We start from the raw sequence: 22,176 nt of genomic DNA, 5'->3' as shown, positions 1-22,176 counted from the left end.
GATCGTGGTACGTCGCGCGGTCTGCCCCGGTTCCTACGACCCGATCACGTTCGGGCACCTCGACATCATCGGCCGGGCGGCCGGCCTGTTCGACGAGGTGATCGTCGCGATCGGGCACAATCCGGCCAAGAAGGGCCGGTTCACGGTCGAAGAGCGGGTCGAGCTGGTCGCCGAGTCCTGCCGGGACCTGCCGAACGTCGAGGCGATCCAGTTCACCGGGTTGCTGGTCGACCTCTGCGAGCAGCGGGGGATCGGCACGATCGTCAAGGGCGTCCGTACCGCCGACGACGCTTCCTACGAGTTCCCGATGGCCCAGATGAACCGACGGCTCACGGGTGTCGAAACCGTGCTGCTGCCGTCGGCCCCCGAGTGGTCGTTCGTCTCGTCGTCCCTGGTCCGGGAGATCTCCGGCTACGGTGGTGACGTGACGGCGTTCGTCCCACGGCCGGTGATCGACCGGTTGTCGTGAATGGCGCTACCCGGCCGAAACGGGCGTACCATCACAGTGGGCACGAGTCGGGGGACTCTGCTCGTTTGTATGTTGAGTGGTCATTTGTCGAAAGCGAGCAAGGGGGATCATGGCTGATCGAGAAACGGTGGAGGAGAAACTCACTCTGCTGCGGGAGATGATTGCCCAGGCCCGGGCGATGCCGATGTCGGCGTCCTGTGTGATCAACCGCGGCGAAGTGCTGGGTGCCATCGACGACGTCATCGAACACCTTCCCGACGAGATCGAAGAGGCGCAGTCCGTCATCGACGCGTCCCACGCCAAGGTGGCCGAGGGTGAGGCCGAGGCGGCGCGGATGATCCGTGACGCCCGGGAGAAGGCCCTCGAGCTCGCCCAGCACAGCGAGATCGTCCGGGTCGCCCAGGAGACTGCGGACCGGATCCGGACCGACGCCGAGAACGAGGCGGCGGCGCTGCGCCGGGAGACGGACGGCTTCATCGATTCCCGGATGGCCAGCTTCGAGTCGGTCCTGCACAAGACCACCAGCCAGGTGAAGACCGCCCGGCTCCGGCTGGCCGAGCGCAGCGATCTGGACGCGGAGGAGACACAACTGACCATGCAGATGCCGCGGATCCAGACCGCCGGCTGACCCTCTCTCCCCTGAGTCCCCCTACTCGGCCGCGGTGAGCTGCCCCATCAGGCTCGCCAGATCCGAGCAGATCCACTCCTCGACGATCTTGCCGTCGACCACGCGGTAGATCTCGTTGCTGTCGTAACTCACCGTGCGACCCGTCGCCGGAATCCCCAGGAACTCACCCGTGTGGGTTCCGTGGAAGACCAGCCGGACGGCCACTCGGTCGCCGGCCGCGAAGCAGTCCTTGACCTCGGCGCGGAGGTCCGGAAACGCCTGCATCGCCACCTCGATCCCTTGCCGCCAGGTGTCCAGCCCGTACCGGGGGCTGGGTGCGCCGGCGATGTTGATCGCGAAGTCCTCGATCATCAGCGCGTTGCAGGCCTCGAAGTCCCGTGCGTTCAGGTGGTCGAAGGCCTGCCGGAGCAGGTCGGCGTTGCGGTCGGTGGTCGTGGTGGTCATGATCAACTTCCTTCTCTGTGGTGTTCGTCCATGAGTGCGGCGAGCCGGGTCCTCGCGTGATCGAGGGCCCGTGCCGTGGCGGCCCGATCCCTGGCTGAGATCGGTCCGAACAGGGCGTCCGCGAACTCCTCGTGCTGTACGGCCATCGCGGCCATCGCCGCCGAGCCGCGCTCGGTCAGCGTGATCAGGAACGCGCGCCGGTCCTCCGGATGCCGGTCCCGGGTCACGTGCCCGCTGGCCACCAGCCCGTCCACCAGGGCCGTCACATTGCGTGGGCTGACGTTCAGTACGGCCGCCAGCCGCTGCTGGGTGACCGGGCCGGACCCGTGCAGTTCCCACAACAGGTGGGTCCTGGCCAGGGTCAGCCCGTCCTTCCCGAGCGTGGCCGTCAGGTCCTTGTCGATCATGATCGACAGGGCCAGCAGTTGATCAAGGAGTTCGGTCGGGCTCGCCATATCGTGAGTATAGTTCACTATTACATGCATTCAAGAAGTGGCGGGTTGCCTAGACTGCCGGCCATGGCCGTATCCGATGAAGATCTGGACTATCTCGAGCGGTGCGTCGGACTTGCCAGGGCCGCGCTGGACGGGGGAGACGAGCCGTTCGGCTCCGTCCTCGTCGACCGCGACGGCACGGTGCTCTTCGAGGGGCACAACGAGGTGCAGGGCGGTGACCAGACCCGGCACCCGGAGCTGGCGGCGGCGCAGTGGTCGGTGGCCAACCTCGACCCCGAGCGCCGGGCCGCGGCGACGGTCTACACCTCCGGTGAGCACTGCCCGATGTGCGCCGCGGCGCACGCCTGGGTCGGCCTGGGCCGGATCGTCTACGCCGCCTCGTCGGCCCAGTTGACCCGCTGGCGCGCCGAGTGGGGCCTGCCGGCCGGCCCGGTGGCGCCGCTCCCGATCAACGCCGTCGCCCCGTACCTCGTGGTCGACGGCCCCGCGCCGCGCTTCGAAGCGGAGATGAAGGACCTCTACGCCCGCGCCTGGCGCTGAGTGGACCCAAAGGGCACCGATTCGGATGTCAGCCGTTCCGTTGGGGCCGCACTACGCCAGATTGTGGTCGGCGACGGCCCTGTCCAACCTCGGTGACGGGATCCGGGCTGCGGCGTTTCCGCTGCTCGCGGCGAGCCTGACCTCCAGCCCGGCCCTGGTGGCCGGCGTCGCGGTGGCCGGCCAGGTGCCCGGTCTGTTGTTCGGGCTGCTCGCCGGAGTCGTCGCCGATCGGGTCGATCGGCGCGTCCTGGTCCTGGTGATGGACGTCGCCCGAACTGTCTTGCTGGTCGGGCTGGTGGCGATGCTGGCGACGGGCCACGCGACGATCTGGGTGATCTATGTCGTGGTCTTCACCTCGGGGTTGGCGTCGGTGCTGCGCGACACGGCCGCCGGCACCCTGCTGCCCTCGATCGTCGGCAAAGATCAACTCGACCGGGCCAACGGCCGCATGGTCACGGCCGAGATCGCGGGCAACGAGTTCGTCGGGCCGCCGTTGGGCGCGTATCTGTTCGGCGTCGCCATCGCGCTGCCGTTCGCCGTGAACGGTGGGACCATGGCGATCGCCGCAGCGCTGGTGGCCTCGATTCCGGCGCTGGTGCAGTTGAGATCACCCGTCGGGAACACGGCCCGGCCTTCGAACGTGATCATGGACCTGCGAACCGGGCTCGGCTGGCTGATCAGACACCGAGAGGTCCTGGCCGTCCCCGCGACCAGTGTCGCCCTCGCGATGACCGACAGCGCCTGGTTCACCCTGCTCGTGCTCTACCTCCGCGATGTCGTCGGCCTGCCCGAGCTCTGGTTCGGGATCATGTTGGCCGTCGGCGCCGTCGGCGGCCTGGCCGGGGGACTCGTCGCCGCCCGGATCGGACGCGCCGTCGGGCTGAGGTGGACCATCGTGGGCAGCCTGCTCGTCGCGGCGGCCGGCCAGCTCGCCCTCGGTGTCACCAGCAGCGTGGCCGTCACCGCGATCGTGCTGGCCACCAGCAGTGCGGTCTTCGCCGTCTGGAATGTCGCGGCGCGAACCTTGGTCCAGCGTCAGACGCCCCTGGAGTTGCTGGGGCGGGTCAGCAGCATCAACGGGACCGTCATCACCGCAGCCTCGATCCTCGGTGCCCTGTGCGGCGGAGTCGTCGCCCAGCAGTTCGGTCTCCACCTGCCCTTCCTGCTGGGCGTTCCCCTGCTCATCGCGGCCGCCTCGATCGGCTGGTGGGCCCTACGCCCGCGCAGCTGACCTGTCGTCGCAACTCAGCGCAGCACGTTGCTGTCCCGGCGCGCGTCCACGCGGAGCTTGATCAGGCTCGCGACGACGGCGACGGCCATCGCGCCGACGATCACGCCGAGTGAGGCGAAGGTGCCGATCTCCGGCGCCCAGGCGACATGCTGGCCTCCGTTGATGAAGGGCAGCTCGTTCTCGTGCAGGGCGTGCAGGAACAGCTTCACACCGATGAAGGCGAGGATGGCCGCGATCCCGTACTTGAGGAAGACGAGCTTCTCCACCAGGTCGCCGAGCAGGAAGTACAGCTGCCGCAAGCCCATCAGGGCGAACACGTTCGCGGTGAAGACCAGGAACGGCTCGGTGGTGATCCCGAAGATCGCCGGGATCGAGTCGACCGCGAAGACGAGGTCGGTGGTGCCGAGCGCGATCAGGACGATGATCACCGGCGTGAACACGCGGCGGCCGCGGACCGTGGTCCGGAGCTTGGCGCCGTCGTATTCGTCGGTGATCGGGATCCGCCGGCGCAGGAACCTGATCAAGCCGTTCTCGGAATCGTCGTCGTGCCGGGAGACCGCCTGGTTGATCGCCGTGTAGATCAGGAACAGGCCGAAGACGTAGAAGATCCAGCTGAAGTTCGAGATCAGCGTCGCGCCGAGCAGGATGAAGGCGCCGCGGAAGATGAGCGCCAGGATGATGCCGACCATCAACAGTTCCTGCTGGTACTTCCTGGGCACCGCGAACCGCGCCATGATGATCAAGAACACGAACAGGTTGTCGATCGAGAGGCTGTACTCGGTCAGCCAGCCGGCGACGAACTGACCGGCGTGCTCGGCGTCCCCGAGCAGCAGCAGGGAGCCGGCGAAGATCAGCGCCAGCAGTACGTAGAAGCCGATCCACAGTGCCGACTCCCGGGTGGACGGGATGTGCGGCCGGCGGAACGCCAGCACGATGTCGAACGCGAGGATCAGGGCCAGGACGACATAGGTGCCGATCTCGAACCAGAGCGGGATGGTGAGCTCCACGGGAACCTTTCGGGTGGACGGAACGGACCCGAACGTCTCTCCCGCGCGGCCCCCGCCCGGATCTCTCCGGCGGGCCCGCGGCCGCGACCGGGGTTGCGGCGGCGAAACCCGTCATGACGATCGCGACGAACTGGGATACTCCCCTTCAGGAAGCCACAGTCTAGGGTGTGTCGAAGGGTCGGTCGCACCGCGACTCGGCGATTACCGGAATTCCAGGCAGACCGGGTAAGGTGTCTGGTCGGTCACAGCTCTGCCTGGGGCCGTCTGAGTTGGGAAGGATTTCTGCAATGGATTCGGCGCAACACGGGCTGGATCCGCGGTCCGAACTGGTGCTGGACACCCACGAGCTGGGACGTCGGCCGGGTGCGAGCCGCCACGTGCAGACGACTGCACCGGCTCCGACGGGTCTTGGCCTGGCCGTGATCGGAGTGCCACCCGAGTCTGAGGTCGAACTGGACGTACGTCTGGAATCGGTCGTCGAAGGGGTACTGGTCACCGGAACCGCGGTGGTCCAGCTGCGCGGAGAGTGCGTGCGGTGCCTGGGGGAGGTCAGTCGTGACCTGACCGTCGACCTCCAGGAGCTGTACGTGTACCCCGGCAGCGACGCGGAAGCCGACGAGGCCAGCCGGCTTCAGGGCGACCTGCTCGATCTGGAGCCGATCCTCCGCGACCAGGTGGTGCTTGACCTGCCGTACCGGCCGCTGTGCCGAGACGACTGCGAGGGGTTGTGCGCCACCTGTGGTGCGAACCTCAACGACGACCCGGACCACGGGCACGAAGAGCCGGTGGACCCGAGGTGGGCGGCGATCGCAGGGCTCGCACTCGAGCAGGACGAGCAGGAGCAGAGCAAGGACAGGTGACCCGGAGCGTTCCGGGCCAAGGGCAAGGAGAAGATTCGTGGCCGTTCCCAAGCGGAGAATGTCCCGCAGCAACACCCGGCACCGCCGGTCCCAGTGGAAGGCCAAGCTGCCGACCCTGGTGACCTGCGCGAACCCGGCCTGCCGCGAGAAGCACCTGCCGCACGTGGCCTGCCCGGCCTGCGGTCAGTACGGACCGCGTTCGGCTCGTCGTCAGGTGCTCGCGTCCTGACCGAGTCAGCGGCGGCCCCCGACCAACGACCTGTCCGGGAGCTTCTTGACCAACTCGAGATGCCGGTGCGTCCCGAGTTGCTGGATCTTGCCCTCACCCACCGCTCGTACGCGTACGAGAAGGGCGGGCTGCCGACCAACGAGCGGCTGGAGTTCCTCGGTGACGCCGTGCTCAGCGTGGTCGTCACCGAGCATCTCTACCTGACCCACCCGGACCAGTCCGAGGGTCAGCTGGCGAAGCTGCGCTCCGCGGTGGTGCGGGCGACGACGCTGGCCGAGATCGCCCGCGAACTCGACCTCGGTTCGGCCGTCTACCTGGGCCGCGGCGAGGAGTCGACCGGCGGCCGGAACAAGTCCTCGATCCTGGCCGACACGATGGAGGCCGTCATCGGCGCCGTCTTCCTGGGCCACGGCATCGAGGCCGCGGCCCGGTTCATCCACCACCTGTTCGACGACCTGATGGCCGAGGCGGCCACCCGGGGCGCCGGGCTGGACTGGAAGACCAGCCTGCAGGAGATCGCGTCGCTGTCGAACCTCGGCGTGCCCAGCTACGAGATCACCGAATCCGGTCCGGACCACGCGAAGTCGTTCGAGGCCCGGGTGGTGCTCGGTGACGAGCGGTTCGGTCCCGGTTCCGGCCGGAACAAGAAGGAGGCCGAGCAGAACGCGGCCTCGGTCGCGTTCGAGGCCGTCACCGCCCGGCTGAAACTGACCCAGGCCGAGTCGGCACCGTCGACCGACGGGGTCGGCGGGGTCGTCGCCGCAGACTGAGCCGCGGCCGAGCGTCGAGTCATGCCCGAGCTTCCCGAGGTCGAGGTGGTCCGGCGCGGCCTTTCCAGTGCCGTACGAGGCCGTACGATCACCCGGGTCGACGTGCTGCACGACCGCCCGGTCCGCCGCCATCTCGCCGGCCCGGCCGACTTCGCCGCGCAACTGACCGGTCGTCGCTTCGCCGAGCCGCGCCGCCGCGGCAAGTACCTGTGGTTGCCGTTCGAGGACGGCGACGCCCTGCTGGCCCATCTCGGGATGAGCGGTCAGTTCCGCTCCGACGAGGCGTCCCTGCCGGACCCGCCGAACACCAGGATCAGGTTCGTCTTCGCCGACGACGGGCCGGAGTTGCGGTTCGTCGACCAGCGGATGTTCGGTGGCCTGAGCCTGTCGCCCGACGGTGCCGAACTGCCGGCCGAGGTGGCCCACATCGCCCGCGACCCGTTCGATCCGGAATTCGATCTTGATCGGACCGTGGCCCGGCTGCGCCGTAAGCGGAGCGGCGTGAAGCGGGCCCTGCTGGACCAGGAGTTGATCTCCGGCATCGGCAACATCTACGCCGACGAGGCCCTCTGGCGGAGCCGGCTGCACTACGCCAGGCCCGCCGACCGGCTGTCCCGGAAGGCCGCCGCCGGATTGATCATGGAGGCGACCGAGGTGATGCGGGAGGCGCTCGGCGAGGGCGGCACCTCCTTCGATTCCCTGTACGTCAACGTCAACGGCAGCAGCGGCTACTTCGAGCGGGCCCTGACCGTGTACGGCCGCGAGGGCCTGCCCTGCCTGCGCTGCGGCCGCCCGATCAAGCGGGAACCGTTCATGAACCGCTCCTCGTTCCGCTGCCCGCGCTGCCAGCCCGCTCCGCGGATGATCATCAACGCACGTTGATCAGGACGGCCGGCCGATCAGCATCGGCGGGTGTCCACGGGTGCTGATCAGAACCTGCCCGGGTCCGGTGGTCAGCAGGCTCTGGCGGGACAGCCATGATCCGCCGTACGGCAGCCGGATCCGGCCGGTCTCAGCACCGCTGGCGAAGTCGAAGATGATCACCTGCCGGTCCGGGGGATCTGTGCTCAGCCTGGGTTCAGCGGTGCCTTCAACGACCGCCGCGCCACCTTCGACGAGGACCTGGGCCGGCGCCCCGTCGTTCAACTCGATCGGCAGTTCTCTCTTGGTCCGGTCGGCCAGGTTGAGGACCCAGTCGTCGAACTCCAGGGTCCGGCCGCGCAGCTGCGCGGAGCCGTATCGTCCGACGGCGGTGTCTCCGGGATCCTGATCGACGACCGCGCTGTCGAACGGGTTCGGCTCTTCGGGGGTCTCGGTGGGGGCGATCCCGATGCCGGGCTGCGCGAGGTCGACGGCCAGCAACCCGTCCCCCAGGGCGCGGACGGCTTGGAAGTCGCAGGCCGAGCTGCGGTCGATCTGCTGCCGCCCGATGCGGAGCGTGCAGGGGCTGCCGTCCTCGTTCAGGTCGATCGACACGATGGCGGATTCGGTCGCCATGGCCAGTTCTGCCTCGACGGTGTCAACCACGCGACCGCTGGCCGGATCGAGGACCTGCCAATGAGCGTGCTTCTGGACCAGGACATGGTCGGGCAGGCGCCGCGACCGGACATCGAGCAACCGTTGGGGATTCTCCGCCTGCCAGACCTTCTTCCCGGCGAGGTCATAGCCCACGGCACAGCTCGAGCCCCCGTGACACAACTCGTGTAGCACGGTGACGCCCCCGGCCGCGGCCAGCGGCATGGCCCCGGGGACTTCGGTCGGCCAGAGCGGGCGGCCGGCGGAGTCGTACAGCTGAGATCTTTCGTCGTCCCAGACCAGGAGGTGGTCGCCCGCGATCGTCAACGAGTCGCCTTGGCGCAGCGCCACCTCGCCGAGGAACCGGCCGTCGGCCAGGGCGAGGAAGACGGCGCGATCGTTGTTCTTGAGTACGGCGGTGTCCCCGATCACGCCGACCGTCCAGAGATCGTCCCCGGTCGCCGCCGGGTCGGCCCTCCAGATGACCCCGGTCCCGCCGTACTCGGCCTGTCTGAGCCCCAGAGGTACGGCGATCGTGGCGGCGATCCCGGCCAGCGTGACCAGCGCCGCGATCACGGTGATCACCCGGACGCGGGTCGGGTGGGCCGGATCGTAGGCCACGGTCCGGACCATGATCACGATCAGTGCGCCGGCGGCGAGGAGCCAGCCGACCGTCCCGATCACGTCCTGTTCGCGAAAGCACCACGCGGCGATCCCGATCGCTGCGGCGAGTAGGGCTCCCGCGACGGCGACACCACCGACGGTGGCGCGGTCGAACGTGACGGTGCGGTGCTGCTGCATCGGGGCTCCTGTCGGTGATCAGGCCGGGCGGCCGATGAGCATCGGCGGGCGGTCGGGGAGGCAGATCAGCGCCTGGCCGGGACCGGTGCTCAGGGTGTTGTCCCGCGTCACCGACCCGCTGAGGTTTTCCGGCAACCGGAGTCGAGCCGTCTCGGTGCCGCCGGGGAGGTCGAAGATGATCAGCTGTCGATCCGTGTTGTGCTGGCCCGGTCTGGGTTCGGCAGGACCGTCGACCACGGCGGTGCCGTCCTTGACCAGGACCCGGGCCAAACCTCGGATGGTGTCCGGCTCGATCGGCAGCGGCCCCGTGCTCCGGCTGGCCCGGCCGAGACCGGACGGCCAGTCACCGAACTCCAGCGTCTGGTTCGACAGGCGGGCCCAGCCGAGCCGGCTGAGGCCGATCTCCGGTTCAAGGCCGAGAGCGGTGTCCTCGTCCACCTCCTCGAGTTGCCCGCCGGCGGCGTCGAGCCGGACGAGAGTGCCACGACCGTCCGAGTCTTCGACATATGCCAGTTGATCAGCGACCCAACGGAACCACGGGGGATCGGAACAGTCGAAGGTCTCTCCCGTCGGCTGGTTCTCGCCGGTCACTTCACAACTGCCCTGGTCCACCCTGACGGCGGTGACAGTGGATCCTGACGCCAGCGCCACGTCCGCCTCAACCGTGCCGCGGGCGCTGCCGTCGGCAGCATCCAGGACCGTCCAGTCGTCAGGCCCGGTCTTCGAGGCGATCAGGGCGGGTAACCGGGCCATCCCGGTGGAGATCGTGGTCGAGATCCGTCGCTGCCAGACCTTCCGGCCACCGGGGTCGAGGCCGAAAGCGCAGATGTCGCCCAAACTGCAGGGGGACCCCAGCACAACGACGTCTGGAGTCGCGGCCACCGGATAATCGGCGGCGATCGGCTCCGGCCACAACGGTCGCGCGGCGGCGTCGTAGAGCTGGAATCGGTCGTTCGAGCCGATCAGCAGCCGTTCTCCGGCAACGGCGAGACGATCTCCGATCTGGTACGGCAGCGTGCCGCGGTGATGGCCGGTGGAGAGGTCCAGGAACACGAGCCGGTCGTCGCCCTTGAGCACCGCCGCATCGCCGATCACGGCGTACGGCTCGAGCCGTTCGTCGGTCGCCGGGAGATCAGACATCCAGATGACACCGGTCCCGTGGTACTCGGCCCGCCACGACAGCAGCGGGACGGCGACGCTGGTCGCCACGGCGACGGCCGTGCCGAGCGTGATCATGCCGGCCACGACGGGACGGGTTCGACCGTAGATCGCGACGAAGACGGCGACCACGATCACCAGCCCTCCGGTGATCATCCAGCCGGCCACTCCGGCAAGTGTTGCTCCGAACTGCCCCCAGACCAGGAGTCCGACCGTCAGGGCGAGCAGGACCAGGACGGCCGCCACGGCGCGGACCAGCAGGTGCCGGTCGTTCGGATCGTCGTCGGACATGTGAGATCACCGTAGTGATCAACGGCCCGGGACAGCCGCCGGCGACGGTGCGGGTTTGTTATGCCGTCATGCGGAGATCGGTATCGCGATCAGTCCGGGATCAGGTCGGTGGGGGAGACCGTGCGGCGGTGGATGATCACATCGAACCAGTCGGCGAGGGTGCCGCCGCTCGCCTGGGAGTCGTAGCCCTCTTCCGGATAGCCGCGGGCCAGCAGCGGGGCGGCGAGCCAGTCCCGGACCGGCTGCGAAGCCCGGCCCTGCAGGTCGAGGAGGGACTGTTCGTGATCAAGTCCGGTGAAGGGGTGGTCGTACCAGTCCGGCTTCGGCACCGGCAGGTCGACCACGGTGCCGTCCTCGGTCCGGTACGTGCCGTGGTGGAACCCGACGCCGATCACCCGGTAGCGCTCGCCGTACCAGCCGGCGAGGTGGGAACCGACCGGGGTGAAGGTGATCGGGTAGCCGCCGGTGAGGGTGATCCCGGGCGCCCGCGAGGTGTGCGAGGTCGCCGCCCAGTACGCCGCCTTGGTCCGGGACAGCTCGTGCCACCAGCGGATCGTGCGGGCCGCGCCGGCGTCCCGGTAGCTCGGGATGTCGGGCTCCTCGAGGCTGTAGTGCACGTAGAAGGCCTGGATCTGCCGGGCCGTCTGGGCCGCCATCACCTGGCGCAGCTCGTCGCGCCGATCGGGCAGTCCGTCGACGATCTCGCGCAGCCGAGCGGCCCGGGTCAGGAACGGTTCCTTGTCCTCGACCATCCGGAAGTACCAGAACGCGTACTCGCCGATCGTGCACTCCTCCTGGCCGAGCTTCGCGCAGTCCGGAATCAGGTACGTGATCAACTCCGCGACCTCGGGCCGGTGCTCGGGAGCGACCTCGGCCAGGTAGGCCTCCAGCTCGCGATAGACGAACGGCCGGGTCGCGTAGTGCTCGGCGCCGACGAACCGTACCTGATCATGAGGGTGGCGGCGGTTGAAGCGCCGCAGCCACTGCAGCAGGTCGACCACCTCGGCGTTCCGCCAGGCCGGGCTCATCTCGTTGATCAAGGAGACCAGGTCACCGGCACCGGTGCGCAGGTGACGGTCGACCAGCAGGCAGAGCGACCAGTCCTCTTCCCAGAACAGGGTACGGAAGCCCTGCCGCTCGACCAACTGCCGCAGCAACCGGTGCTTCAGGGTGCTGACCTCGGCCAGGTTGTGGCCGTGTTCGCCGAGCCCGACCAGGGTCGCCCCACGGGTCAGCCGCGGCAGCAGCCGAAGATCATCGAGCGGCGCGGACGGGTCCACCGTGCGCAGCCGGATGGCCTCCTCCCGGATCCACCGCTGTACGGCATCGCCGCCGGCCCGTGGCTCGGCGACGGCCGCGCCCGGCACCGCGGCGGCGACCGTTGCGCCCGCCGCCGCGGCGATCAGGGTCCGTCGGCTGATCTTGGTCCGGTCGGCCGTGCTCTTGTTGATGATCATGGTCGGTGCCTGCCCCCTCGGTGATGACGACACCGACCATCCTGGTTCGTCGTCGGCTCCGGCACGTCGTCGCCGGGACCGATTCCGGCTACGTCACGGTACGTAGCCGACGGGGGCACCGACCGTGACAAAGATCATCAGCCGGCGGCGGTCTCTACGCCCGCGATCCCCGCCTTCCCTGCCTCGACGTGGATCCGGCCGGCCAGCTCGAGCGGAGCGTCCGGCCGGGTCACGTACGGGACCACCTTGTAGTCGGCCTGCCAGGCGTCCGGGGTCACCGAGCAGCTGACGTACCCCCGCTGGGCGTTGTGGAACTTCAGGTGCGGGTTCTCGGCCAGCCAGATCCGGCCGAGGTTGTCCATCGCCGCGCCGTCCCGGCCGGAGGTGATCGACGAGCCGAGGAACTCGGTGCCGATGGTCCTCGAGGCCGGGTCGTCGAAGTCCAGCTTGAGATCGGCCGCGGTGCCGCGGTGCGCGTCGCCGGTGAGCACGACGAAGTTCTCCACGCCGCGGTCGGCGACGGCGTTGAACAGCCGCTGCCGGGCCGCCGTGTAGCCGTCCCACGGGTCGAGGCCGTACCGGGTGTCCGGGCCCTCGGTGTGGTCGGCCTGGAACATGAAGACCTGGTTGCCGAGGATGTTCCAGGTGGTCTGGGAACGGTCCAGGCCGTCGATCAGCCAGCGTTCCTGGTTGGCGCCGAGCATGGTCCGTTCCGGATCGTCCCGGTCGTCCTGGGTGGTGGGCAGGATGTCGCGGTACTGCCGGGTGTCCACCATGTGCAGCGACGCCAGCCGGCCGAACGGCCGCCGCCGGAACAGCTTCATGTCGGGCCCGTCCGGCTTGGACTCCAGCCGCAGCGGCTGGTTCTCGTAGAACGCCTGGAACGCATCCGCGCGCCGCTTCAGGAAGACCGCCGGATCCTGGTCCGGTTCGGTGTCCGGCTGCGAGTGGCTGCCGGCCCAGTTGTTCTCCACGTCATGATCATCGACGGTGACCAGCCACGGGAAGGCGGCGTGCGCGGCCTGCAGCTCGGGGTCGGCCTTGTACTGGCCGAACCGGATCCGGTAGTCGGCCAGCGAGAACGCCTCGGCCGCCGGCAGGTGGCCCCGGCCGAGGTCGCCCTGGCCGCCGCCCTCGTAGATGTAGTCGCCCAGGTGGACGACGAAGTCGAGGTCCTCCGCGGCCAGGTGGGAGAAGGCGGTGTAGTAGCCCTCGTAGTAGTTCTGGCAGCTGGCGAACGCGAAGTCGAGCTTGTTGATCACCGCCTTCGGGTCGGGCGCGGTCCTGGTCCGGCCGACCGGGCTGGTGTAGCCGCCGGTCCGGAACCGGTACCAGTAGCGCCGGTGCGGCCGGAGCCCGGTCACCTCGACGTGCACGGAGTGGCTCAGCGCCGGCGAGGCCGTGGCGGTGCCGCGGGCGACGACCTGCCGGAACCGTTCGTCCTCGGCCACCTGCCAGTCGACCGCGACCACGCGGTCCGGCATCCCGCCGGTGCCGTCCGGGCTGACCGGATCCAGGGCCAGCCGGGTCCACAGCACCACGCCGTCGGGGTACGGTTCGCCGGACGCGACGCCCAGCCGGAACGGGTCGTCGGGAAACTGCGGATTGGCCCAGGCACGGCCGGGCTCGGCCAGGTGGACGCCGACGGCTGCGGCCAGTGCACTGCCGGTGCCGAGGGCGAGGAATCGTCGTCGATCGGATCGCGGGTTCATGCCAGGAATCAAATCCGGCGCCACCATATTTGGTCAATGGCCGGTCCGAAACTGGCAGAGGCCTCGGCGCGAACGCGTTTCTACATGTTGTAGAGTCGCGCTGGCACACGTCGTTTCGAGGGGAGTTCGCATGGCCGGACCGCGGTTGTTGATCATGGTGCTGGCGCTGCTCGTCGCCGCGGGCGGTTGCGCGGCGCCGGCCGTACCGGCGGACCGGCCGGCCGACGGTGCGGCGCCGGTCACGGTGCAGAACTGCGGCGTGACCACGATCTACCCGGAGCCGCCGAAGTCGATCTTGGCGATGAACGTCACCGCGGTCGAGACGATGATCATGCTCGGTGCCGGCGACCGGCTGATCGGCCGGCAGACCGAGACCGACGACCCACGCCCGGTGCCGGAGGCGGCGGCCGCCTTCGACCGGCTCGAGGTGCTCGGCAAGGCCAACCTGAGCGGCGAGAAGATCGCCGACCTCGGGCCGGAACTCGTCGTCGCCGGCTGGGACCTGTTCGACGAGGACGAGGGGCGGAGCCGGGATCAGCTGCGTGGGTACGGGATCGACACGTTCGGCTTCACCGAGTACTGCGCCGGGGGCTTCGCCGGGTTCGAGACCCTGGAGAAGGACCTCCGTGATCTTGGTGCGATCCTCGGCCAGTCGGACCGGGCCGAGAAGCTGATCACCGACCTGCGCGGGCGACTGGAGCAGGCCCGGTCGGGGCTCGACGGGGTCCAGCCGGTCCGCACGTTCTACTACGACAGCGGGACCGACGCGCCGTACACGCCGGGCGGGCCCGGGGTGCTCAGCTTCATCGCCGACCAGGCGAAGGCGCCGAGCGTGATCAACGACGGCCAGCGGCCGTTCGTCACGGCGAGCTGGGAGCAGGTCGCCGACCAGCAGCCCGAGGTGATCGTCATCCTCGACTACCCGTACTCGGGCACGGTCGCGGACAAGATCAAGATTCTGGAGGCGAATCCGGTCATGGCCACGACGCCGGCGGTCCGGCAGCGCCGCTATGTCACGCTCGGCCTGTACGACACCTTCGAGGGTGTCCGCATCCCGGGTGCGGTGGAGCACCTCGCCGAGGCCGTCCACGGGAAGCGGCCGCGGTGATCCGACGGGTCGCGCTGGTCCCGTTCTATGGTGCCGGCGCGGTGCTGCTGGCGTTCCTGGTGGTGGCCGGGGTCTCGATCGGCTCCGCCGACCTGCCGCCGGGCGACGTCTGGGCGATCGTCGGCCACCACCTGATCGGCATCCCGGAGCAGCCGTGGTGGCGGGAGACCCGGCAGCGGATCGTGCTCGATTCCCGGCTGCCGCGCACCCTGCTGGCTGCGGTGGTCGGGGCGATGCTCGGTCTGGCCGGGGCGCTCGCCCAGCGGGTAACCCGGAACCCGCTCGCGGACCCGTACCTGCTCGGCGTCTCGTCCGGGGCCAGCTTCGGCGTCATGCTCGTGATCGTCTTCGGGATCGGAGCCGGACTCGGCCCCTGGGCGATCCCGGCCGCCGCCTTCCTGGGCACCCTGATCCCGATCGGCGCCTGCCTGCTGGTGGCGAGCCGGTCCCGCAACACGGTCGCGTTGATCTTGATGGGAGTCGCGATGGCCCAGTTCTTCTCGGCCGGCGTCACCTTCGTCCTGATGGTGATCGCCGACGAGCGCCAGGTGACCGCGGTGGTCCGCTGGACCGCCGGCGGGTTCGGTGCCACGGACTGGTCGATGATCATGCTGCCGGTGATCGTCCTGGCCGTCCTCGGCTTCCTGGTGATCATGGCCGGCCGGCGGCTCGATCTGCTGCACGCCGGTGACGAGGCGGCATCGGCGCTGGGCCTGAACGTGCCCCGGTTCCGGGCGCTGATGCTGCTCGCGGTCTCGGTGCTGGCGGCCGTCTCGGTGAGCGTGGCCGGCCCGATCGGGTTCATCGGGCTGCTGGTCCCGCACGTGGCGTCCTTCCTGGTCGGCGTCACCGGGCGCCGGCTGCTGCCGGCCTCGGCCCTGCTCGGCGCGCTGGCCCTGGTCGGGGCCGAGCTGCTGGCCCGGGCGCTGCTCGACGGGCGGGAGATCCCGGTCGGCGTGGTGACCTCGGCGATCGGTGCGCCGATCTTCGTCGTGCTGCTCTACCGGCAGTACCGGGAACGGATCCTGTGATGCTCGAACTTGATCAGGTCGGCGTCACGCTGCGCGGCCGGCGGATCCTCGAGCGCGTCAGCCTCACGGTCGCCGCGGGCGAGGTGGTCGCGCTCGTCGGGCCCAACGGCAGTGGCAAGACGACCACGCTGCGCTGCTGCTACCGCCATGCCCCGGTCGACCGCGGCCGGATCATGATCGACGGCCGCGAGCTTCGTACGCTGTCCCGGCGCCGGCTGTCCCAGCTGCTCACCGCGAGCGTCCAGGAGCCCGAATCGCTGCCCGGCATGACGGTCCGCGAGTCGGTCACCGCCGGCCGGGTGCCCCGGCTCCGGCTGCACCAGGCGCTGACCGGGGCGGATCGGCAGCGCGTCACCGAGTGCCTGGACACCGTGGGGCTGGCCGACCTGGCGGACCGCGACCTCAGCCGGCTGTCCGGCGGTGAGCGGCAGCGCGTCTCGATCGCCCGGGCGCTGGCCAGCGATCCGCGGGTGCTGCTGCTGGACGAGCCGACCAATCACCTCGACCTGCGCTACCAACTGACCGTCCTCGAGCTGTGCCGGGATCTGGCCCGGAGTCACGGCCTGGCGGTCCTGATGACCGTCCATGATCTTCAGCAGGCGGCCAACTACGCCGACCGGGTCGTGATCATCGACGCCGGCCGGGTGGTGGCGGAGGGCACCGCGGCCGATGCGCTCCGGCCCGAGGTGCTCGATCGGGTGTTCGGCGTACGGGCTCGGCTGGACGTCGGCCCCGCCGGCTCGTACCGCCTGGAGTTGGACGGGCTGGCCGCGCCCCGACCTTGATCATCAGGCCCGGGTGTGCTCCGAGATCAGCACCGCGGTGGTGCCCGGCTCGAGGGCCCGGAAGACGTGGGCGACGTCGCCGGGATAGCTGAGGTAGTCGCCGGGTCCGAGCTCGACCGGGTCGTCGGCCGGCCCGACCTCGGCTCGGCCGACGCCCATGATCACGTGTTCGACGATGCCGGGCAGGTGCGGGTCGGAGTCGCGGGCGCTGCCCGGCTGGGCGGTGACCAGGAAGATGTCGCGGCGGGCCGACGGCGGGCTGGAGGACAGCAGGGTGGCGACGTAGTCGGCCCGGTCGGAGGCGACCGCCGGACCCTCGCCGGCCCGGATCAGGGTGGTCGGCGGCCGGGTCGGCTGGACCAGCTGGGAGATCGGGACGTCGAGCGCCGTGCTCAACGCCCAGAGCGTCTCGACGCTCGGGTTGCCGGAGCCGGACTCGAGCTGGGACAGGGTCGACTTGGCGATCCCGGCGCGCCGGGCGACCTCGCCCAGGGACAGCCCGGTCCGGCGCCGTTCGGCACGCAGGGCCGCCGCGATCACGTCCAGCGGTGCTCGGCTCCGGTCGGACCGTTGCTCGGCCATGGGGACAACCTCCGGTCGGTTCATCGTACGGTCGTTCGGTTTGACGAACGACGCAAGGGCGTTCACCATAGGCTACATGCGTTCGATATGGCGAACGATGGATCGGGGGATGGTCCGCGATGTCGCGGTGGTGTGTGCCGCGGTGGGGCTGGTCGCCGTGTCCTACGGCGCGATCGCGGTCGGCTCCGGCTTCGCGCTCTGGGTGCCGGCCCTGCTCTCGGTCACCGTGCTGGCCGGGTCCGCGGAGTTCCTGTTCGTCGGCATCCTCGCCGCCGGCGGCGGCCCGGTTGCCGCGGTGCTCGCCGGATTGCTGGTCAACGCCCGGCACCTGCCGTTCGGGCTGTCCGTCGCCGACGTGGTCGGCACCGGCTGGCGGCGGCTGCTCGGCAGTCACCTGATGAACGACGAATCGGTCGCCCTGGCGCTCGGCCAGTCCGACCCGAACCGGCGGCGGGCGGCGTTCTGGCTGTGCGGCATCGGGGTGCTGATCTGCTGGCCCGGCGGCGCGATCCTGGGCGGCCTGCTCGGCGGCCTGGTCGCCGACCCGGCCCAGCTCGGACTGGACGCCATGTTCCCCGCGGTCCTGCTGGCCGTCGCCGTGCCGGCACTGCGCAAGTCCGGCCGGGTCCGGCTGGCCGCCGCCGTCGGGTGCCTGATCGCGCTGGTCGCCACGCCGTTCCTGCCGCCCGGCCTGCCCGTGCTGCTGTCGCTGGCCGGCCTGCTGACCGTCCTGCCCCGGGTACGGGAACCCCGATGAACCCGCTGGTCGTGATCATCGGCGCGCTCTGCCTGGCCCTCGGCACGTACGCCTTCCGGCTGACCGGCCCGCTGCTGGCGCACCGGATCGACCTGTCCGAGCGGGTCCAGGAGTTGATCGACACCTCGACGGTCGTCCTGCTGCTCGCCGTCGTGGCCACCACCGCAACCACCGAGGCCCAGCACTTCGCCGGCGTCGCCCGCCCTGTCGGGGTCCTGGTCGCCGGCGTCCTGGCCTGGCGCCGGGCCCCGTTCGTGATCACCGTGACCGCCGCCGCCGCGGTCGCCGCCGGCCTCCGCCTGCTCGGCATCCCCTGACCCCAAGGAAGATCCCGCCGACCGGGCGCGGGCGGGGATGAGAGGGTTGGAGCGTGGAAACGGGCTTGGTCGACGTGATCGTGGTCGGGTTGGGATTCGGGGCGGCTTTCGTACCGATCTATCAGGCGCATCCGGCGGTGGGGCGGGTGGCGATCGTGGACAGCGATGCTGGGCGGTTGCGGGAGGTCGGCGACCGGTTCGGGGTCCATGATCGTTTTGGCAGTCTGGACGACGCGCTGGCGGCGGACGGGTGGGATGCGGTGCACCTGCTGACGCCGGTGGCCCTGCATGCCGAGCAGGTCGCGTTGATCTTGGACTCGGGGCGGCACTGTGCCAGCGCGGTGCCGATGGCGACCACGCTCGATGATCTTGACCGGCTGATCGCTGCGGAAGCGCGCAGCGGGCGGAACTACCTGATGATGGAGACGGCGGTCTTCTCGCGCGAGTTCTTCGAGGCCCGGCGGCTCCGGGACACCGGGGCGCTGGGGCGGCTCAGCTACTTCCGCGGCGAGCACCTGCAGAACCTGGACGGCTATCCGCCGTACTGGCTCGGCTACCCGCCGATGCACTACGTCACGCACGCGCTGTCGCCCGCCCTGGCGCTCGCCGAGGCCCGGGTCGAGACCGTGCGATGCCTCGGCTCCTCCCGGCTCACCGCGGACCGGGTGGGCGTCGCGGGTGAGGGGTTCGGCACCGAGGCGGCCCTGTTCTCCCTGGTGCCACGGGACGGTACGGCGGCCGGCGACGCGCTGGTCGCCAACATCACCATGTCCTTCTTCCAGCTCGGCCGGTCCTACCTGGAGGGATTCTCGGTGTACGGCGACGAGGGTGCACTCGAGTGGCCGCAACTGGAGGGCGGGCCGATGAAGCGGTTCGCGATGGCGCCGGCCGCGGCCGGGCAGCGGGGCCGGCCGGTCTCGGTGACGGACGTCCGGCCACCGGGGGCGCCGGAACTGCTGCCGGAGCCGCTGCGGCCGTTCATCGACGGCGGTCACGGCGGCTCGCATCCGCATCTGGTGCACGAGTTCGTGTCCAGCATCGTCGAGGGGCGGCCGGCCCTGATCGATGCCCGGCGGGCCGCCGAGTTCACCGCGCCGGGGATCTGTGCCCACGCCTCGGCGCTGGCCGGCGGTGCCGAGGTCTCCGTACCCGACTATCGGGTCACCGGGTGATCGCCGGCGTACGGGTCCAGCCCCAGCGCCAGGCCTCGCCGCGGACGGGTGCCGGCGCGGGGTCGATCGCGGCCGGAACCACCTGGTAGAGGGTGTAGCCGAGCCGGCGGAAGGCGTCGTCAGGCGTCGCCGGATAGAGCGGGATCCAGCGGAAGTCCGCCAGATCGGTGACGGCGGCGAACGGCGAGCCCATCCGGCCCAGCTGCTCGACCGGCTTGCGGCCGAACGCATAGGACGGCAGTTCGGCCCGGCCCGCGGTGAGCGAGGCAGGCCGCAGACAGCCGGCGTAGAAGCCGAGCCGCCAGTCCAGATAGACCGGCTGGTCGCCGAGCAGGTCGGCCATTGGGACGGTCCGCGGGATCCGCGGCGCGGTCACCGACAGCCGGAAGCCGGGCCCGGCCTCGGCGATCACCCGGACCCGGGTCGCGCCGCCGTGCCGGGCCAGGCTGACTGCCAGGTCGCCCGAGCGGCCGTCCCGGTTGAGCAGCACCTTGCGGCCGTGATCGGTCTCCAGCCAGACCCGGTCGCCCTTCGACGGCGTACCGACGCGGACCACGACCTGGCCGCCCTCGATCGATTCCGGCGGGATCGCGTACCAGCCGCTGCTGAACCGGCCGGCCGCCGTCGCCGTCCGCACCGTGACCCCGTCGCCGTTGCGGTCGGGGAAGTCCTGGCCTGGCCGGATCGCGCCGAGGACGCCGTTCGCCGGGTCCGGCTCGGCGCGCAGCGACCGCTCCAGCGCACATCGGCCGCCGGTCAGCGTCGCGGCCGCCGCGGCGGCCACCGTGTAGCGGCCGGGCCGGGCGAGGGCCGCCTTGGTCAGCGCCAGCGGCTCGACCAGCACCGTCAGGGCCAGCCCGACCACGAGCGCCCGGCCCAGCAGGCTCGGCACGAACCGGGCCACCCGGGTCCGGCCGGCGACGAAGATCAACAGGGCGGCGACCAGGCAGATGATCAACACCGGCGTGGCCAGCTCGACGCCGCCCAGCCGGATCGGGCCGCCGTCGGACCAGACGCCGAGCCTGGCCACTTCCCACCAGGCGTTGCTCTGGCGCAGCGACAGCCCGGCCGCGACGGCGATCCCCGCGGTCAGGCCGGCCAGGGCCGCGGCCGGCACCGCGGACCGGCTGAGCAGTTGTACGGCCACGGCGACCACCAGCCCGATGATCATGGTCAGTCCGCCGAAGTGGTGGTAGAGCTTCGTCGGGCTGAACATCAGGATCGGAAAGAAGAGGAAGTACGTGCCGAGCAGCAGGCCGGTCAGCCGGGACCGCAGCCCGGGCACCGGAGCGAAGCGGCGCCAGCCGGCCGCGACGAAGATCGCGATGACCAGGGCGGGCCACACCGTGATGTTGCGCGGGAACGACGACTCCAGCAGTTGGGCGTAGCGGCGCCAGTCGTCGTACCAGGCATAGCTGGGGCCGTCGTGGTTGCGGGCCGCGACGCTGGCCAGGGTCGAGCCCAGGGTCTGGTCGGCGAACATCGGCAGCAGCGCGATCCCGGCGGCGGCCAGCACGGTGAGCCCGATCGCGACCGCGGCGAGTGGCCGGTGCCGACGACGGATGATCTTGATCAGCGACGGCAGCGCGGCCAGCAGCGGGGCGAACGCGACCAGCCCGGTCGGGCCGACCGCCGTGGTCAGCCCGGCGACCGCCGCGGCGACGGCGATCGGGAACGCGCGCCGCTCGGTCCGGCCGACGTCGACCAGCCAGAGGACGACGATCAGCCCGAGCGCGAACCACGGCTCGGGCCGGACCGAGTTGCCGTAGACCAGCCAGGGCAACAGCATCCCGGCGGCCAGACCGGCGACCACCCACCGTGACGGTCGTGCGATCAGCCGCGGCAGCAGCAGGTGCCGCAGCACCAGCCAGCCGGCCAGCCCGAGCAGCAGCGGCAGCAGCCGCAGCCAGAGCGGCTCCCAGCTGACCCGGCCGAACAGGTCGACCACCGCGTAGTACCAACCGAACGGCGCCTCCGGCGTGTTGTACCAGCGGACGTAGTTGCCGTAGAAGCCGTCGACCTGGCCAGACCGCGCGATCTGGGCGATGAACCCGTCGTCGTCGGTGCCGGAGCCGATCATGGTCCAGCCGACCATGATCACGGCGACCGCGGCGTCGGCCGGTCCCGGCCGGAAGCGGGCCGGCGCCCTGGTCCTCCGGGCCGGGTCGGCGCGGCGGACCCCGGCGAAGGCCAGCGCCAGGGCGGCCGCGGCCAGCACCCCGATGATGATCTTGATTCCGGACGGTGCCGAGGTGAACTGGGTGTCCGCGGTCACGGTGAACCGCACTGCTCCGGCGCCGGGGCCGGTGAACAGCCCGGTCAGCACCGGGCGCCGGTCCTTCCGGTCCTCGGCCACGATCCGGTCGTCGACCGAGATCGCCGAGCCCTCCGGCCGCAGCCGTACGGTCAGCGTCTCGCAGCTCCCGAGCTGGGCCGGGGTCAGGCTCGCCACCCGGCCACCGGCCGAGGTGATCACGAGCCTGCCGTCCGTCCAGCCGATCCGCAGCGCGTCCCGGGCCAGCCGATCCGCGCCGGCCGTACCCGGGACTCCGTGATCACCGAGCGCGGCGTTGACCGTGCCGACCAGCGGGCCCCTGTCCGGGTTCGGCGCATTCAGCCAGGCGCAGGGCAGCATGATCATCAACGCGGCGGGCCGGGGCGGGCTCAAGGGTAGCGCGACCGAACGCTGTTCGGACGAGCTGGTCCAGTGGTACTCGGCGGTGTTCTCGATCACCGGGGCGAGTACGTACAGCAGGCTGCAGATACCGGCGACCAGGGCCGCGGCGACCGTCACCCGCAGGGGAACGCGCGACACCCGGCCAATGTCCGACCGGAAGATGGACGGCCGGAGACATCC

At 70.5% G+C, this 22,176-nt stretch carries 23 protein-coding genes; 14 read left to right on the top strand and 9 right to left on the bottom strand.

The window, feature by feature from the left end; genetic code table 11:
- Positions 1-4 precede the first annotated feature (4 nt).
- Together coaD and ACFQU4_RS12635 are read left to right on the top strand one after the other, a co-directional pair.
- On the top strand, positions 5-469 hold the full coding sequence (gene coaD / locus ACFQU4_RS12640) for a pantetheine-phosphate adenylyltransferase (RefSeq protein WP_377491963.1): 465 nt from the start codon (positions 5-7) through the stop codon (positions 467-469).
- 109 nt (positions 470-578) lie between these two features.
- Positions 579-1,097 carry a hypothetical protein gene (locus ACFQU4_RS12635; protein ID WP_377491960.1) on the top strand — a complete coding sequence of 173 codons (519 nt, stop codon included), beginning with the start codon at positions 579-581 and terminating at the stop codon, positions 1,095-1,097.
- Positions 1,098-1,118: 21 nt separating this feature from the next.
- Here ACFQU4_RS12635 and ACFQU4_RS12630 read toward each other — a convergent pair whose 3' ends face one another.
- Positions 1,119-1,541 carry an ester cyclase gene (locus ACFQU4_RS12630; RefSeq protein WP_377491957.1) on the bottom strand — a complete coding sequence of 141 codons (423 nt, stop codon included), beginning with the start codon at positions 1,539-1,541 and terminating at the stop codon, positions 1,119-1,121.
- 2 nt (positions 1,542-1,543) lie between these two features.
- The gene (locus ACFQU4_RS12625; protein ID WP_377491955.1) at positions 1,544-1,996 is read right to left on the bottom strand and encodes a MarR family winged helix-turn-helix transcriptional regulator; all 453 of its coding nucleotides are present in this window, start codon (positions 1,994-1,996) and stop codon (positions 1,544-1,546) included.
- 63 nt (positions 1,997-2,059) lie between these two features.
- On the opposite strand from ACFQU4_RS12625, the gene ACFQU4_RS12620 reads away from it, so the two are divergent.
- Entirely contained in the window at positions 2,060-2,536 is a 477-nt protein-coding gene (locus ACFQU4_RS12620; RefSeq protein ID WP_377491952.1) for a nucleoside deaminase, read from the top strand.
- A 25-nt stretch (positions 2,537-2,561) separates the two neighbouring features.
- Positions 2,562-3,767 (top strand): MFS transporter, encoded by a 1,206-nt coding sequence (locus ACFQU4_RS12615; protein WP_377491949.1) that lies wholly within the window; start codon positions 2,562-2,564, stop codon positions 3,765-3,767.
- 14 nt (positions 3,768-3,781) lie between these two features.
- Here ACFQU4_RS12615 and ACFQU4_RS12610 read toward each other — a convergent pair whose 3' ends face one another.
- Positions 3,782-4,774 (bottom strand): TerC family protein, encoded by a 993-nt coding sequence (locus ACFQU4_RS12610; RefSeq protein ID WP_377491946.1) that lies wholly within the window; start codon positions 4,772-4,774, stop codon positions 3,782-3,784.
- A 287-nt stretch (positions 4,775-5,061) separates the two neighbouring features.
- Between ACFQU4_RS12610 and ACFQU4_RS12605 the strand changes: the two genes are divergently transcribed.
- From ACFQU4_RS12605 to mutM, 4 genes are read left to right on the top strand one after another with little or no spacing between them, the layout of a single operon-like run.
- The gene (locus ACFQU4_RS12605) at positions 5,062-5,634 is read left to right on the top strand and encodes a YceD family protein (RefSeq protein ID WP_377491943.1); all 573 of its coding nucleotides are present in this window, start codon (positions 5,062-5,064) and stop codon (positions 5,632-5,634) included.
- A gap of 37 nt (positions 5,635-5,671) precedes the next feature.
- Positions 5,672-5,863: a 50S ribosomal protein L32 gene (gene rpmF, locus ACFQU4_RS12600; RefSeq protein ID WP_179756658.1), complete on the top strand. Its 192-nt coding sequence runs from the start codon at positions 5,672-5,674 to the stop codon at positions 5,861-5,863.
- A 59-nt stretch (positions 5,864-5,922) separates the two neighbouring features.
- Entirely contained in the window at positions 5,923-6,633 is a 711-nt protein-coding gene (gene rnc / locus ACFQU4_RS12595) for a ribonuclease III (protein WP_377491939.1), read from the top strand.
- A gap of 21 nt (positions 6,634-6,654) precedes the next feature.
- Positions 6,655-7,515: a bifunctional DNA-formamidopyrimidine glycosylase/DNA-(apurinic or apyrimidinic site) lyase gene (gene mutM / locus ACFQU4_RS12590; RefSeq protein ID WP_377491936.1), complete on the top strand. Its 861-nt coding sequence runs from the start codon at positions 6,655-6,657 to the stop codon at positions 7,513-7,515.
- On the opposite strand, the gene ACFQU4_RS12585 is transcribed toward mutM, so the two are convergent.
- From ACFQU4_RS12585 to ACFQU4_RS12570, 4 genes are all read right to left on the bottom strand, one after another.
- Entirely contained in the window at positions 7,516-8,949 is a 1,434-nt protein-coding gene (locus ACFQU4_RS12585) for a hypothetical protein (RefSeq protein ID WP_377491933.1), read from the bottom strand.
- Positions 8,950-8,967: 18 nt separating this feature from the next.
- Positions 8,968-10,398 carry a hypothetical protein gene (locus ACFQU4_RS12580; protein WP_377491930.1) on the bottom strand — a complete coding sequence of 477 codons (1,431 nt, stop codon included), beginning with the start codon at positions 10,396-10,398 and terminating at the stop codon, positions 8,968-8,970.
- 89 nt (positions 10,399-10,487) lie between these two features.
- Entirely contained in the window at positions 10,488-11,855 is a 1,368-nt protein-coding gene (locus ACFQU4_RS12575; RefSeq protein WP_377491927.1) for an erythromycin esterase family protein, read from the bottom strand.
- Between the two features lie 137 nt (positions 11,856-11,992).
- Entirely contained in the window at positions 11,993-13,567 is a 1,575-nt protein-coding gene (locus ACFQU4_RS12570) for an alkaline phosphatase D family protein (protein ID WP_377491924.1), read from the bottom strand.
- 130 nt (positions 13,568-13,697) lie between these two features.
- Here ACFQU4_RS12570 and ACFQU4_RS12565 point away from each other — a divergent pair, with 130 nt between their 5' ends.
- The 3 genes from ACFQU4_RS12565 to ACFQU4_RS12555 are packed head-to-tail and all read left to right on the top strand — an operon-like array spanning position 13,698 to position 16,491.
- Entirely contained in the window at positions 13,698-14,675 is a 978-nt protein-coding gene (locus ACFQU4_RS12565) for an ABC transporter substrate-binding protein (RefSeq protein ID WP_377491921.1), read from the top strand.
- Positions 14,672-15,706, top strand: coding sequence for a FecCD family ABC transporter permease (locus ACFQU4_RS12560; RefSeq protein WP_377491919.1), 1,035 nt, complete (start codon positions 14,672-14,674; stop codon positions 15,704-15,706). The genes ACFQU4_RS12565 and ACFQU4_RS12560 overlap by 4 nt, the downstream gene beginning before the upstream one ends.
- Positions 15,706-16,491 (top strand): ABC transporter ATP-binding protein, encoded by a 786-nt coding sequence (locus ACFQU4_RS12555; protein ID WP_377491916.1) that lies wholly within the window; start codon positions 15,706-15,708, stop codon positions 16,489-16,491. The genes ACFQU4_RS12560 and ACFQU4_RS12555 overlap by 1 nt, the downstream gene beginning before the upstream one ends.
- 3 nt (positions 16,492-16,494) lie before the next feature.
- Here the strand turns inward: ACFQU4_RS12555 and ACFQU4_RS12550 are convergent, their stop codons facing one another.
- Positions 16,495-17,073: a helix-turn-helix domain-containing protein gene (locus ACFQU4_RS12550; RefSeq protein ID WP_377491913.1), complete on the bottom strand. Its 579-nt coding sequence runs from the start codon at positions 17,071-17,073 to the stop codon at positions 16,495-16,497.
- Between the two features lie 109 nt (positions 17,074-17,182).
- On the opposite strand from ACFQU4_RS12550, the gene ACFQU4_RS12545 reads away from it, so the two are divergent.
- Genes ACFQU4_RS12545 through ACFQU4_RS12535 form a run of 3 tightly spaced genes read left to right on the top strand, consistent with a single transcriptional unit; the run spans position 17,183 to position 19,319 of the window.
- Positions 17,183-17,830 (top strand): AzlC family ABC transporter permease, encoded by a 648-nt coding sequence (locus ACFQU4_RS12545; RefSeq protein WP_377491910.1) that lies wholly within the window; start codon positions 17,183-17,185, stop codon positions 17,828-17,830.
- Complete coding sequence (locus tag ACFQU4_RS12540; protein WP_377491907.1) at positions 17,827-18,147, top strand: AzlD domain-containing protein; 321 nt, start codon at positions 17,827-17,829, stop codon at positions 18,145-18,147. Before ACFQU4_RS12545 ends, ACFQU4_RS12540 begins: the two co-directional genes overlap by 4 nt.
- Before the next feature lie 53 nt (positions 18,148-18,200).
- Positions 18,201-19,319, top strand: a complete 1,119-nt coding sequence (locus ACFQU4_RS12535; RefSeq protein ID WP_377491904.1) for a Gfo/Idh/MocA family protein — start codon at positions 18,201-18,203, stop codon at positions 19,317-19,319.
- Here the strand turns inward: ACFQU4_RS12535 and ACFQU4_RS12530 are convergent.
- Complete coding sequence (locus ACFQU4_RS12530) at positions 19,309-22,134, bottom strand: arabinosyltransferase domain-containing protein (protein ID WP_377491901.1); 2,826 nt, start codon at positions 22,132-22,134, stop codon at positions 19,309-19,311. The genes ACFQU4_RS12535 and ACFQU4_RS12530 overlap by 11 nt on opposite strands.
- Positions 22,135-22,176 lie beyond the last annotated feature (42 nt).

This window comes from Microlunatus sp. GCM10028923 (assembly GCF_042666975.1).
In the GTDB taxonomy this organism is placed as follows: domain Bacteria; phylum Actinomycetota; class Actinomycetes; order Propionibacteriales; family Propionibacteriaceae; genus Microlunatus.
Note: the sequence above shows the minus strand (reverse complement) of the source record. Positions and strands in the feature narration are given on the sequence as shown.

Bases quoted from the DNA above. Each gene is read 5' to 3' on its own strand.
- ACFQU4_RS12635 (WP_377491960.1), top strand. From the start codon at position 579: ATGGCTGATCGAGAAACGGTGGAGGAGAAACTCACTCTGCTGCGGGAG.
- ACFQU4_RS12630 (WP_377491957.1), bottom strand. From the start codon at position 1,541: ATGACCACCACGACCACCGACCGCAACGCCGACCTGCTCCGGCAGGCC.
- ACFQU4_RS12625 (WP_377491955.1), bottom strand. From the start codon at position 1,996: ATGGCGAGCCCGACCGAACTCCTTGATCAACTGCTGGCCCTGTCGATC.
- ACFQU4_RS12620 (WP_377491952.1), top strand. From the start codon at position 2,060: ATGGCCGTATCCGATGAAGATCTGGACTATCTCGAGCGGTGCGTCGGA.
- ACFQU4_RS12615 (WP_377491949.1), top strand. From the start codon at position 2,562: ATGTCAGCCGTTCCGTTGGGGCCGCACTACGCCAGATTGTGGTCGGCG.
- ACFQU4_RS12605 (WP_377491943.1), top strand. From the start codon at position 5,062: ATGGATTCGGCGCAACACGGGCTGGATCCGCGGTCCGAACTGGTGCTG.
- rnc (WP_377491939.1), top strand. From the start codon at position 5,923: ATGCCGGTGCGTCCCGAGTTGCTGGATCTTGCCCTCACCCACCGCTCG.
- mutM (WP_377491936.1), top strand. From the start codon at position 6,655: ATGCCCGAGCTTCCCGAGGTCGAGGTGGTCCGGCGCGGCCTTTCCAGT.
- ACFQU4_RS12585 (WP_377491933.1), bottom strand. From the start codon at position 8,949: ATGCAGCAGCACCGCACCGTCACGTTCGACCGCGCCACCGTCGGTGGT.
- ACFQU4_RS12580 (WP_377491930.1), bottom strand. From the start codon at position 10,398: ATGTCCGACGACGATCCGAACGACCGGCACCTGCTGGTCCGCGCCGTG.
- ACFQU4_RS12575 (WP_377491927.1), bottom strand. From the start codon at position 11,855: ATGATCATCAACAAGAGCACGGCCGACCGGACCAAGATCAGCCGACGG.
- ACFQU4_RS12570 (WP_377491924.1), bottom strand. From the start codon at position 13,567: ATGAACCCGCGATCCGATCGACGACGATTCCTCGCCCTCGGCACCGGC.
- ACFQU4_RS12565 (WP_377491921.1), top strand. From the start codon at position 13,698: ATGGCCGGACCGCGGTTGTTGATCATGGTGCTGGCGCTGCTCGTCGCC.
- ACFQU4_RS12555 (WP_377491916.1), top strand. From the start codon at position 15,706: ATGCTCGAACTTGATCAGGTCGGCGTCACGCTGCGCGGCCGGCGGATC.
- ACFQU4_RS12550 (WP_377491913.1), bottom strand. From the start codon at position 17,073: ATGGCCGAGCAACGGTCCGACCGGAGCCGAGCACCGCTGGACGTGATC.
- ACFQU4_RS12545 (WP_377491910.1), top strand. From the start codon at position 17,183: ATGGTCCGCGATGTCGCGGTGGTGTGTGCCGCGGTGGGGCTGGTCGCC.
- ACFQU4_RS12540 (WP_377491907.1), top strand. From the start codon at position 17,827: ATGAACCCGCTGGTCGTGATCATCGGCGCGCTCTGCCTGGCCCTCGGC.